Here is a 12,151-nt window from a genome sequence, read left to right as displayed (position 1 = left end):
CGTCGACCGGGCCCGCTGGTCCCCGCCCCGCACCGGCGTCCGGCTGGACCCGGATTCAAGATCGAGACCTTGCTGATCTCGTCAACGTGCTGTGGATCTCGGGTGCCGAGGCTGTCGCGGTCAACGGCGTCCGCCTGACGGCTCTCAGCGCGATCCGGGCGGCCGGTGATCTCGTTCTCGTCGGATTCGTGCCGATGATCGCGCCGTACACCGTCGAAGCGGTGGGTGATCCGGACGATCTCGTGCGGCGTCTCGAGGAGTCCGCCGTGATCGACCGGCTGCGGCATCGTCCCGACTCACCGGTGACCTCCCTGGCGGTCGTCACTGTCAGAAACCTGACCCTGCCCGCGGCCGATCCCCGGGTGCTGCGGCATGCTCGACGGAGCGAATCATGATCGTCGTGGTAGCCCTTGCCCTGGGCGTGACGGTCGGCCTGGTGCTGGGCCCGACCGTCCCCGACTGGATGGATCCCTACCTCCCAGTCGCCGTGGTGGCCGCGGTGGACGCTGCTCTCGGCGGCGCGCGGGCCGTCGCGGAGAGGGTGTTCGACGACCGGGTGTTCATCGTCTCGTTCGTCTTCGACGTCGCGGTTGCCGTCCTGATGGTGCTACTTGGCGACCTGATCGGGTTCGGCGGCGCGTTGTCCACCGCGGTGGTCGTGGTGCTGGGCATCCGCATCTTCGCCACCGCGACCGCGTTGCGTCAGCATCTGATCAAGGTCTGACGGTGGCGGTGACCTCGACAGGCGACCCTTCGGGATCCGGGCCCGGACGGAAGTCCGTACCCGATCCGAAGCCCGATCCGACCCCGGTCGCCGAGGCGCCGGTCCCCGATCCGACCCCGGTCGCCGAGCCGCCGGTCCCCGAGACGCCGGTCCCCGAGGCGCCGTCGGACCCGCCCCCGTCGCCCGTCGTGGTCCCTGTCGCGTCGGAGCCGACGCCGAGCCCGGTTCCGGGGCACGCCCGGCCGGGTCGTGCCCGGACGCGGCGTGCCCTGAGCCTGGTCCTGCTCGCCGGTCTCGGTTTCGCCGCGGTCGCCGCGACCCGGTCCGCGGAGCCGTCCTTCGGACTTGCCACCGCGCGGCCGGGCGAGCTCGCCGCGACCCTCGGTGCGATCGGCGCCGTCGACCGGTCCCTGGTGGCCCGGGAGCATCAGCTCCGCCAGGAGACGGAACCGATGATGCCGCCCGTGCCGACGTCGACGCCGGCCCCGGCGGCCGGGCCGGGCGAGGTGCGTCGCGAGGCCGACCGGCTGGCGATCCTCACCGGCATCGTGCCGGTCACCGGATCGGGGCTCGAGCTGACGATCCATGACCCCCACCGCGCGGTCGACTCCTCGATCCTCGTCGACGCCCTGCAGGAGCTACGGGACGCGGGCGCCGAGGCGATCGAGATCGCCGGGGTCCGAGCGGTCGTCTCGACCTACGTGGCCGACGAGCCCGGGCGGGGGTTGGTGGTCGACGGCACGTCGATCGCGCCGCCGTACGTGCTGCGGGTGGTGGGCGACGCCCACACGCTGGACCAGGCGATGCGGATCCCCGGCGGGGTGCTCGATACGGTAGCGGCACGGGACGGGGCGCAGGCGACCGTTCGGACCTCCGAGCACATCGAGATCCGTGCGCTGCGACCCGCTCCGAGTCCTCGCTATGCCCGTCCGGCCGGATAGGGGACCCTGTCCGGGCCAGTCGAGGAACGTGGTTCCTGGTGGAGTTCGCGGCGCGGTACGGCGTCGGGCCGGGCGGCGCAGAGCGGTCCGCGGAGTGGTCAGAGCAAGGGGAGGCGATCTCCGGTGTACCCGGACGACCTGAAGTACACCCGTGAGCACGAATGGATCCGGCTCGACGGGAGCACGGCACGGGTCGGCATCACGTCCTACGCGCAGGAGGCACTGGGCGACATCGTCTTTGTCTCTCTGCCCGACCTCGGCTCCGCGGTCCAGGCCGGTGAGTCCTTCGGAGAGGTCGAGTCGACCAAGAGCGTGTCCGAGATCTACGCGCCGATCGCCGGCGAAGTGACGGCGCGCAACGAGGCGCTTGCCGGTGCGCCGGAACTGATCAACTCTGATCCCTACGGGGAAGGCTGGCTCGTCGAGCTCACGGTCGCGGATGTCGCCGGCGTCACCGGCCTGCTGGCCGCCGAAGAGTACGCGGAGCACGTGAAGGAAAACTGAGAGTATCTGGTTTGTGCCCATGGTGGGTGGTGGGCCGCACCACGCCGAACAACACGGGTCGCACCCTTTTCACGACCGTGCCCGCGATGCACTAGCCTCGGAGTGCACCGGGGCACGATCGTGGACGGCCCGACCGTCGCCATGTGATCATCCTGGTGATGGGGGTGGGCTGCGGACGTCTGGCTACCACCATCGCAGTGTTGGCAGAGACGTTCCCGCCGCCCGTTCGGTGGCGGCCGAAGCGGCTGGGGTACCCCGCCCGTGCGGGATCCCGGCAGGAAGCGGACGCGACTGTGTTCTGCACGAGGTGCGGACAGCAGAACCCGTCCGACGCGCTGTACTGCGCGCGGTGCGGGTCTCCTCTGGTGCGTCCGGGTGAGCCCGTGGCGCCGGAGAGACCCGCGGAGCAGACGTCGACGCTGAACCTGGCGGCCGCGCTGTCCGGCATCGAGGGCGACCACGTCGACGAGTCGACCGAGCGGGACGCCGTCGCCGCCGTCGACGCGCTACCTCCCGGTTCGGCGTTGCTCGTCGTCAAGAGGGGGCCGAATGCGGGGAGTCGTTTTCTGCTGGATGCCGACATGACCACCGTCGGCCGCCATCCCGAGAGCGACATCTTCCTCGACGACGTGACCGTCTCCCGCCGGCATGCGGAGTTCCATCGCTCGCCGTACACCAAGGGCTTCTCGGTTCGCGACGTCGGGAGCCTGAACGGTACCTACCTCAACCGCGAGCGGATCGACTCGGCTGAGCTCACCAGCGGCGACGAGGTGCAGATCGGCAAGTTCCGCCTGGTGTTCCTGACCGGCGCGAGCTACGGGGGGTCAGCGGCACGGTGACGAGGAAGGACCCACGGTGAGCGGCGGCCTCGCCGCGGCATCGCCGGCCCCGCGTTCGGGCGCAGCGCGCTCGGACCAGGCCGGACAGAACGCGAAGGTGCTCAACATCGGCCAGGTTCTCGACCGTCTGCGGGCGGACTTCGCCGACATTACCCTGTCGAAGATCCGCTATCTTGAGGCGGAGGGGCTCGTCGAACCCGCCCGTACCAGCGCGAACTACCGCAAGTACTCGGTCGACGACGTCGCCCGGCTCCGTTACGTCCTGCACGCGCAGCGGGAGCGCTTTCTTCCGCTGCGCGTGATCAAGGAGGAGCTGGCGTCGCTCGACCGCGGTGAGACCCCGGTGCATCGGCCCGGACCCCGCGCGCTGCCTCCGCATCCGACCCCTACCGGCCTGGACGCGTTCCTCGGGGCGGAAAGGGTTAGGATGTCGCGCCGGGAGCTTCTCGCCGCCGCGGGGCTCGGCGACGAGGCCCTGACCGAGCTGGAACAGCACGGCCTGGTGGGTCCGATCGCGGGCGGCGGGTACTACGATTGCGACGCCCTGCTCGTCGCGCGGACCGTGGCGCTGCTGGCCGGCCACGGCGTGCAGCCCCGGCATCTGCGGGCCGCCCGCACCGTGGCCGACCGTGAGGCTGGTCTCATCGAGGCCGCCGTCGCCCCGTTGCGGGGCCAGCGCGGTGGTGAGGGCTCGGGACGGCACGCCGAGACCGCCGATGAGCTGGCGGCGTTGCTGGTCCGCTTGCACGCGGCCCTGTTGCGCTCCCGGCTGGCGGCGGGACGATCGAGTTGAGACCGAGGTGAGGAGGCTGCCGGGGCTGCGCTCGGAGTGCCTTGCCGGACAGCCGAACCGGTGGGCGCGCTGACGCCGGACGGAAGCGGGGATACTGTCTCCCCTGTGGGGTTTTCTGGCTCCGGTCACAACATCCCGCCCCGCCCCACCTGCGAGGAGGTAGATCGGTGCATCGGCTGGACATCGTCGGCGTGCGAGTCGAGCTTCCGTCGAAGCAGCCGATCGTCCTGCTCAAGGAGGTGGGCGGTGAGCGGTATCTGCCCATCTGGATCGGTGCTGTTGAGGCGACGGCGATCGCCTTCGCCCAGGAGGGCATCACGACGGCTCGACCTATGACCCATGACCTGATGCGGGATGTGTTGCGCGCGCTGCAGACGGATCTGACCCGGGTGACCATCACCGACCTTCAGGACGGCGTCTTCTTCGCCACGCTCGTGTTCGGCAACGGGGTGGAGGTCTCCGCCCGGCCGTCCGACGCGATCGCGTTGGCGATGCGGATGGGAGCGCCGGTCTACGGGGTCGAGGCGGTCCTGGCCGAGGCCGGGATCATCGTTCCCGAGGAACAGGAACAAGAACAGGAGAACGAGCTGGAGAAGTTCCGGGAGTTCCTTGACACGATCTCCCCGGAGGATTTCAACACTCCCGGATCCTGAGGGTGCCCGGTTCCCGAGGGCTCCTGGCCCCTGAGCCTCCCAGTCCTCGGCGTGCCCGCCTGGGCGCAGGTCGGCCGTTGAGGCCTTCAGCCAGCCCGGGCCAAGGTCGGCTGTGATCTAGCGTGCGGGCAGTATCGGAGCGCACTTCCGATTTGACCGATCTGTTGAATGACGTCCGCTGGACTACAGACACGCCGGCTTAGATCATTGAAGGAACCGCGCGTCGCTCCTACGGTCGGGAGAGCCCGACCGTAGAGTTCGTGCCCCTGCCCGCGGTAGACGTGGCGGAACGGGCTCTCTCCGGCTCTGACCTTGCCGGGCTGTGGCAACGGCGTGATGCGCTCCGCCCGGGCCCGTGCCGACGGGTGGGCGGGCGGTCCCGGCTTACGGGCACAGGGGTGCCGCGTCGCGGTCTCGCAGACCGTCGACCGGCGGCGGTCGGGGACAGGGAGTCGTGTGGTCGAGATGATCGTGGCAGGCCGCACGACGGTGGAAACGGTTCGATCGGGCCGGGTGCCCGGGATGGCGGCGTCGGGTGACGTCGGCGGTCGGGACGGATCCGGAACGGTCCGGAGGATGGGGCTGGCATGGCGGCGAAGTGCGTACAGCGATGATCGAACAGGGCCAGCTCTTTCCGGATGAGATTCCTGAACCGCCGGGGGACGATGTCGGGTACCGGGGGCCGACGGCCTGCGCCGCGGCGGGCATCACCTACCGCCAGCTCGACTACTGGGCTCGGACCGGTCTGGTCGTCCCCAGCGTCCGCGACGCGTCCGGTTCCGGCAGCCAACGGCTGTACTCCTTTCGTGACGTCCTGGTGCTGCGCGTGGTCCGCAAGCTACTCGAGGCCGGTGTGTCGCTGCAGAACATCCGGGTGGCGGTGGAGCATCTGCGTACCCGCGGCGTGGACGACCTGGCGCAGCTCACCCTGATCAGCGACGGCTCCACCGTGTACGAGTGCACCTCGGACGACCAGGTGATCGATCTTGTCCGGGGTGGGCAGGGCGTGTTCGCCATCGCCGTTGGCCGAGCCCTGCGCGACATGCGTGGCCAGCTGGCTGAACTGCCCTGCGAGCGGCCTGGTCATCCGCCGGCAACCCATCCCGGCGACGAGCTGGCCAGTCGTCGGACCCGGCGGAGCTCGGCCTAGCCTCCCCCGCCTTTATTCGGTTCCAAACTGTCGGAGGTTCGTCGTACGGTCCGCCTCGTGACAGACAACCCGGCGGTCCTCACCGAGGGCCTGCAGAAGAGCTACGGCGGCAAACGAGCGCTGGTGGGCCTGGACCTGCGGGTCGATGCCGGCACCGTGCACGGCGTGCTGGGGCCCAACGGAGCCGGCAAGACGACGGCGGTACGCATCCTGTCGACCCTGCTGCGTCCGGACGGCGGCCAGGCCAGGGTCCTCGGTCTGGACGTCGTCCGGCAGGCGGACGCGCTGCGTGCCCGGATCGGTCTGACCGGTCAGTACGCGGCGGTCGACGAGCGGCTCACCGGCCTGGAGAACCTGGAGATGTTCGGGCGGCTCTACCGGCTGCGCAGCCGCGTCGCGCGGGCCCGCGCGGTCGAGTTGCTCGAGCGGTTCGAGCTCGCCGAGTCGGCCGGTCGGCAGGCGCGTACCTACTCGGGCGGGATGCGGCGGCGGCTCGATCTCGCGGCCAGCCTGATCATCAACCCGGCGGTGCTGTTCCTCGATGAGCCGACCACCGGACTGGATCCCCGCAGCCGTTCGGCAATGTGGAGGGTGATCGCCGATCTGGTGCGGGACGGCACGACGGTCCTGCTCACGACGCAGTACCTGGAGGAGGCCGACCGGCTGGCCCACCGGATCTCGGTGGTTGACGGCGGCCGGGTCATTGCGCGGGGTACCCCGAACGAGCTGAAGTCGCAGGTCGGTGGCGACCGGCTGGACATCGTCGTCGGTGGTGACGCCGCCGAGGATGTCCAGGCCGCCCGGGCGGTGCTTGCCCGGTTCGGATCCGGCGCGGCGACGGCCGACGGGGAGACGCGCCGGGTCAGTGTGCCGGTACCGGGCGCGAGCGTGCTGTCCGACGTGGTCCGGGGTCTCGACGAGCTGGGGGTGCCGATCTCCGACGTCGCCCTGCACCGGCCGTCGCTGGACGACGTCTTCCTCGCCATGACCGGGCGCGCTCCGGCCGGCAGCGAGGTGCCGCCCGCACGCGCGGGCGGCGACGGCCGTGGCGACACCGACACCCCTGATGACCGGGGCGACAAGGACGACAAGGACGATGACAAGGACATGGTGACCATATGAGCACCCTCGAGCTGACTCCAGCGGGGCGCGGGCAGCTGTCGTGGGCCGTTGCCGACGCGTGGGTGATGTGCCGGCGCAATCTGATCCAGACCTGGCGGATACCCGAGCTCGTCATCTTCGCGACCATCCAGCCGGTCATGTTCGTCCTGCTGTTCACCTATGTCTTCGGTGGCGCGATCAACGTGGGTGACGGGGTCAAGTACGTGGACTACCTGATGCCGGGCATCTTCCTGCAGACGGTGATCTTCGGGTCGATGCTGACCGGCGTGGGGCTGGCGGAGGACCGTCAGCGGGGTCTGATCGACCGGTTCCGTTCCCTTCCCATGAGCAGGTCGGCGCTGCTCACCGGCCGTACCCTGGCCGATCTCGCCCGCAACGTCTTCATCGTCGTAGTGATGCTTCTGGTGGGCCTGGCCGTGGGATTCCGGTTCGGGGAGACCACGGTGCCGGCGGTGCTGGCCGGGTTCGGGCTGATGCTGTTGTTCTCGTACGCCTTCTCCTGGCTGTCCGCCGTCATCGGGCTGTCGGTGAGTAGCGCGGAGGCGGCGCAGTCGGCGGGATTCATCTGGATTTTCCCGCTGGTCTTCGCCAGCTCGGCCTTCGCCCGGGTGGAGACCATGCCGGGCTGGCTGCAGGCGTTCGCCCAGCATCAGCCGGTGACGGTGACCGTCGACGCCGTGCGGGCGTTGTTCCTCGGCGGTCCGGTCGTCTCCGTTCTCCTGCAGTCCCTCGCCTGGTGTCTGGGCCTGCTGGTGGTGTTCGGGCCGTTCGCCGCGCGCGTGTACCGGCGGTCGGCCTCGCGCTGACCGGCGGGCCCGACCGCCGGCCGCGGGCCGCACCGAGCGTCGCCGAGGCGCGGCTCATGGTCAGGTGCGGCCCTCGGTCTCCTGGGCGTTGCCCAGCGTCGCCTCGTAGGCGAGCCATTCGGCCCGCAGGACCGGCCAGCCGTCGGCGCGCAGCAGGTCCACCACGGCGGGGTCGTCGTCGACCACGACGGCGACCCGACGGCCGGCGCCGAGCTCGCGAAGTTCGGCGCGTTTGAACACCCGAGCCGGCCGACGGTCGGCGTCCGGACGCATCCGCAGCTCACCCGGCGGCAGATCCTGTTCGGTCAGCCAGCGCCGCGTCGCCTCTCTGGAACGCTCTGGCCGGCCGGTCAGCCATACCACCTCGTGGTCCCGAGCCAGCTTGCGGGCTAGTTCCACCCCTTCGGCCAAGGGGGGATCGGCGGGCGCCGCTGCGAAGAACGCCTCCCAGTCACTGGGACTGGCGCGCAGGAAGCGTAACCGGTGTCGGACGTCGGCCACCACCCCGTCGACGTCAATGACGGCGAGCGGTCGCTGTTTCGCCGCCGCCGTACCCGCCGTCTCCGTGAGGCCCGCCGTGTCAGCCGTGTCAGCCGTGTCCGTCACCGACGTTCCCTTTCCACCTGCTCATCGCCGACCTTCGCCCCTTCGATCGGTGCGCTGGCTTACCTGACCGGGACGGTTGCCCCGACGGATCATTGAACACGCGCGGCGCCGTTGATTTGGTGCCGGTCGAGGGGTAGCCCGCTCCGGTGGTCCCGGCGTCGCCGTCGTCCGGAACGGCCAGGCTGCGGGTGGTTGTACCGATAACGTCGCCGATGTCGTCGCATGCTTTCGTCCGGCGAGGTCCCCGTGCCCAGACCGTCGCGCCGGCAGGCCAGTTCGGCCGGTCGGCGCGTTCTGGGATGTTTGCTCCGTCGGACGTGTCATGGTCGTCGGGGGGCTCGACGCCGAGCACGGCAACACACAGTGTGGGGAGGTCAACGTGTCGGGTACCCGGCGGGCGCGCACGCTCGTGGCCGGTATCCAGTCCTCGCTGGGGGCGGCACTGGCGCTCGCCGATCGGCTGGATGAGCAGGCGGACCGGATCGAGGCCGAAGCGGGTTCCGGTGTCGCCGGGAAGGCTGGTGCCGCCGGGAAGGCTGGTGCCGCCGGGAAGGCTGGTGGCCTCGGTGAGTCCGGTGCGGGGCGGCTCGACGTCGCCGGGGAGCTCGCCCGGGCCGCCGTGATCGCCCGTTCCCGGGCGCGTGGATTCGCCGGCGCGTCCTGGGCGGCGCCCGACTGGCGGCACGGCCCCTTCGGCGTCGCCCCGGTCGGCGACCGGGCTCGTTTCCGGCCCGCTCTGTGGCAGGTCGGCCAGGTCATCGTGCCGCCCGACGATCCCACGGCGCAGCACCGGACGGTGCCACTGGCCATCCCGCTGCTGGACGGCCTGAACCTGCGGATCGAGACGACCCGGTCCCGCCGGCCCGCCGCGGTCGACCTCGTGCGTGGCCTGCTGACCCGCGTCCTCGCCGCGGCGCCGGCCGGGCGGGTCCGACTCGTCGTCTATGACCCCCACGAGCTCGGTGCCGGGCTCGCTAGCTTTGCGCCGCTGCGTGCCGCCGGTGTGGCCACCCCCACGCTCACGACGCGGGCCCGGCTCGAGGAGGTCCTCGCGGAGCTGTCGGCGGAGGTGGGAAGGATCACTGTGGACCGGCTCGGTGGCCGGTTCGACTCGTTGCGGGAGCGGGAGGAGGCCGGGCTTCCGCGTTCGGAGCCCTGGCGCGTCCTGGTGCTGCTCGGTGAGCCCCGGCTGCACGACGAGGGCGCGCGGGCGCTCGCCGCCATCGCGGCCCAGGGCCCGTCCTGCGGGGTGGTGGTGATCTCCATCGTGGAGGTCCGGCCGTCCGGCGCGGAGCCGGTCCTGGGCGGCTCGCGGGACGATCCCGATGAGGTGACGCCGCTGGATCCCGACGTCATCGGCCTGGAACCCGACGAGGACGAGGACTCGGTGACGGAACCCCTGCCGAGGTCGGTGGTGTTCACCGCGGTCGAGCTCCTCGCCGACCGGCCGGGATGGCGCGGGGTCGCCGCGGGAGGCTGGCGCACATCGCTGACCGGTCTGCTGCGGGTCGAGCTGGACCCGCCGCCGCACTCCATGCTGGTCGCCGCGGTCACGGCTCAGGTCGCCGCGGCGGCCACCCGGGAGGCCGCCCGGCCGCCCGCCATCAGCGACATGCTGCCCCGCGGCCTGTGGGAGTTCGACAGCGCCGCCGGGGTGGGTGTTGAGGTGGCGCAGGGCCCCGACGGGCCGGTGGGGTTCACCTTCGACGACGACACCGTGCACGCCCTCGTCGGCGGCCAGGCCGGGTCGGGCAAGTCGACGCTGCTCCTCGACGTGATCTACGGGATCGCCGCGCGTTACGGGCCCGACCAGGTCCGCTTCCATCTGCTCGACTTCAAGGAGGGGCTGGAGTTCGCCCAGTTCGCCGCCGGTCCGACGGACCCGTTCTACCTGCCGCACGCCGATACCGTCGGCATCGAGAGCGACCGCGAGTTCGGCGTCGCGGTGCTGCGGGCGGTCCGTGAACAGATGCGCCGCCGCGCCGTGGCGATGCGTGCGGTCGGCGCCCGCGACCTGCGAGGCCTGCGGGCGGCCGACCGGAGCTCGCCCTGGCCGCGGATCATCGTCGTGGTCGACGAGTTCCAGGTGATGCTCACCCCGATGGACTCGGTGGCGCGGGAGGCCGTCGCGCACCTGGAGGTCCTGGCCCGCCAGGGCCGCGCCTACGGGGTCCATCTGCTGCTCGCCAGCCAGACGCTGTCCGGTATCGATGCGCTCGACGCCACCGCCGGCAAGCGTGGTTCGATCTTCGGGCAGTTCGCGTTGCGCGTGGCGCTGCGTACCTCGATCTCGGAGTCGCGGGTCCTGCTGTCCACGGCGAACGAGGCGGCCGGCGCGCTCTCGGGCGTCGGGGAGGCTATCGTCAACCGGCGCAACGGCCATCCCGCGGGCAACGAACTCGTCCGGGTCGCCTTCCCTGATCCGGCGGCGATAGGCGTGCTGCGTGGGCGGCTGGCGGCCACGACCGCGCGCAGTGTGCCGAAGGCAAGGCCCCCGCGGGTCTTCGCTGGTCACGCCCCCGCGGTTCTTGACGACAACCCGATCTACCAGGCGTTGGACGGACGTCCGGCGCCGACGGCCGTCGAGGCGGCTGCGGCCGAAGCGATCCTCGGCGGCGGTGGCGAGGGCGGTGGCGAAACCGGTCCGAGCCTGCTGCCGGGCAGTGTGTCGCCGGGTCGTGCCTCCCGCTCCGGGGACAGCTCCGGGGACAGCTCCGAGAACGATGTCGATCCCCTCGCGCTGGTCGGCGTGCCTCTGGACCTCGCGCCGCCCGCGGTCGGGGTACGGCTCGCCGCGTTGCCCGGCCGGCATCTCGCCGTGCTCGGTCCGCTGCGTCGGGAGGCGGTCGGCATCCTGCAGGCGGCGGCGGCCAGCGTCGCCGCGCAGGTCCCGGCCGGTGGACTCGTGGTCGAGATCATCGCCGCGGAGCCGATGGCGCTCGCCGCCGCGGAGGTGCTCGCGGCGCGTGTGCGCCGGGCCGGGCATCCCGTTCGGGTCGCCGATGTCACCGGCCTGCGGTCGGTGTTGGCCGGTGCCGCCGACGAGACCCGTGCCCGGGAGGAGTCCGCACTCACCGGCAGCGTGGGCCCGGTCGCGCCGTCGCTGCGGCTCGTCGTCGTCTTTGCGATGGACGCCGGCCGGGCCGGGCTGGAGGCGCGTGACCCGGTGACCCGTCGCACCGGACTGGACGACCTGCGCACGCTCACCCGCCGGGGACCGGCGCAGCGCGTGCACCTGCTGGGCTGGTGGCGGGGAGTGTCCCGGCTGGCTGAGGACCTCGGTCCGGGTAACCGGGACGACATCGCCGCGTGGATGGCGGCCGGGGTACCCGGCAGCGACCTGTTCGTCCTGGCCGGACACCGGTCGGTGGCCGGTGGGACCATGCCGAATCGGGCGGTCCTGTTCGACCGGCACGTCCAGGCCGAACCGCGCACCGTGGTGCCATTCGCGCCGTTGGATCAGGAGTAGCCCGATGTGGACCGATGACGGGGCGGGAACCGACGGCGATGTGGCGGGTGTCGGCGACGTGGGGATCGACGGCCGAGCAGGCGCCGGGAGAGGACGGAACGGGATCGTGGCTGGATTTGTGCCGGTGGATGCCTCCGATCTCGCCGACCTGTTCGGCGACCCGGACCTTGGCGACCCGGACCTTGGTGACCCGGATCTTGACGACCCGGCCAAGGCGGCGATGCAGTACCGGCGCCTGCTCGGTGCGTCCGACGAGGCCCGGGCCCGGGCCGGCCGCGACGCCCGCGACCGGCGTCAGGGCGGCCGGGCGGCCGCGCGTCGGCACCGGGACGCCGCGCAGGACATCCGGGCCAGGGTCCGCAGCGTCTGGGACCAGGTCGCCGAGCCCCTCGCCCAGTACGGGCTCACCGAGCTCGACCAGCTGCGCTCGGCGGCCGGCGACACCTCGGCCGATGCGGCTGCCGCCGCCCCGCGGGTCGGCCTGGCGAAGAAGGGGACGGCGGATCGCGGCCTCTACCGCGACGGGGGCGGGTACGCCCTGGCC

General features: G+C 71.7%; 12 protein-coding genes and 1 pseudogene. 12 read left to right on the top strand and 1 reads right to left on the bottom strand.

The window, feature by feature from the left end; translation table 11 throughout:
• The 10 genes from AC08OP_RS12130 to AC08OP_RS12085 all read left to right on the top strand — a co-directional run.
• The coding region (locus AC08OP_RS12130) for a DUF881 domain-containing protein (protein WP_476614286.1) at positions 1 to 395 on the top strand (395 nt) is incomplete at its 5' end.
• Entirely contained in the window at positions 392 to 724 is a 333-nt protein-coding gene (locus tag AC08OP_RS12125; protein ID WP_476614285.1) for a DUF1290 domain-containing protein, read from the top strand. The genes AC08OP_RS12130 and AC08OP_RS12125, both read left to right, overlap by 4 nt.
• Before the next feature lie 8 nt (positions 725 to 732).
• The gene (locus AC08OP_RS12120) at positions 733 to 1,665 is read left to right on the top strand and encodes a DUF881 domain-containing protein (RefSeq protein WP_476614284.1); all 933 of its coding nucleotides are present in this window, start codon (positions 733 to 735) and stop codon (positions 1,663 to 1,665) included.
• Positions 1,666 to 1,788: 123 nt separating this feature from the next.
• Positions 1,789 to 2,169, top strand: a complete 381-nt coding sequence (gene gcvH, locus AC08OP_RS12115; protein ID WP_476614283.1) for a glycine cleavage system protein GcvH — start codon at positions 1,789 to 1,791, stop codon at positions 2,167 to 2,169.
• A 293-nt stretch (positions 2,170 to 2,462) separates the two neighbouring features.
• Positions 2,463 to 3,008: an FHA domain-containing protein gene (locus AC08OP_RS12110; RefSeq protein WP_009739506.1), complete on the top strand. Its 546-nt coding sequence runs from the start codon at positions 2,463 to 2,465 to the stop codon at positions 3,006 to 3,008.
• Between the two features lie 16 nt (positions 3,009 to 3,024).
• The gene (gene ftsR / locus AC08OP_RS12105; RefSeq protein WP_476614282.1) at positions 3,025 to 3,801 is read left to right on the top strand and encodes a transcriptional regulator FtsR; all 777 of its coding nucleotides are present in this window, start codon (positions 3,025 to 3,027) and stop codon (positions 3,799 to 3,801) included.
• 167 nt (positions 3,802 to 3,968) lie between these two features.
• Positions 3,969 to 4,454: a bifunctional nuclease family protein gene (locus tag AC08OP_RS12100; RefSeq protein WP_476614281.1), complete on the top strand. Its 486-nt coding sequence runs from the start codon at positions 3,969 to 3,971 to the stop codon at positions 4,452 to 4,454.
• A 610-nt stretch (positions 4,455 to 5,064) separates the two neighbouring features.
• A complete protein-coding gene (locus tag AC08OP_RS12095; protein WP_462186286.1) occupies positions 5,065 to 5,604 on the top strand; it encodes a MerR family transcriptional regulator in 540 nt (179 codons plus the stop codon).
• Between the two features lie 57 nt (positions 5,605 to 5,661).
• Entirely contained in the window at positions 5,662 to 6,726 is a 1,065-nt protein-coding gene (locus AC08OP_RS12090) for an ATP-binding cassette domain-containing protein (protein WP_476614280.1), read from the top strand.
• Positions 6,723 to 7,532 carry an ABC transporter permease gene (locus AC08OP_RS12085; protein WP_476614279.1) on the top strand — a complete coding sequence of 270 codons (810 nt, stop codon included), beginning with the start codon at positions 6,723 to 6,725 and terminating at the stop codon, positions 7,530 to 7,532. The genes AC08OP_RS12090 and AC08OP_RS12085 overlap by 4 nt, the downstream gene beginning before the upstream one ends.
• Before the next feature lie 60 nt (positions 7,533 to 7,592).
• Here AC08OP_RS12085 and AC08OP_RS12080 read toward each other — a convergent pair whose 3' ends face one another.
• Entirely contained in the window at positions 7,593 to 8,138 is a 546-nt protein-coding gene (locus AC08OP_RS12080) for a phosphatase domain-containing protein (RefSeq protein WP_476614278.1), read from the bottom strand.
• 322 nt (positions 8,139 to 8,460) lie between these two features.
• On the opposite strand from AC08OP_RS12080, the gene AC08OP_RS12075 reads away from it, so the two are divergent.
• Positions 8,461 to 11,607 (top strand): FtsK/SpoIIIE domain-containing protein, encoded by a 3,147-nt coding sequence (locus AC08OP_RS12075; protein ID WP_476614277.1) that lies wholly within the window; start codon positions 8,461 to 8,463, stop codon positions 11,605 to 11,607.
• A gap of 106 nt (positions 11,608 to 11,713) precedes the next feature.
• Positions 11,714 to 12,151, top strand: a pseudogene (locus AC08OP_RS12070) (hypothetical protein); the annotation flags it as partial.

Source organism: Frankia sp. CeRuru1, assembly GCF_977966315.1.
Note: the sequence above shows the minus strand (reverse complement) of the source record. Positions and strands in the feature narration are given on the sequence as shown.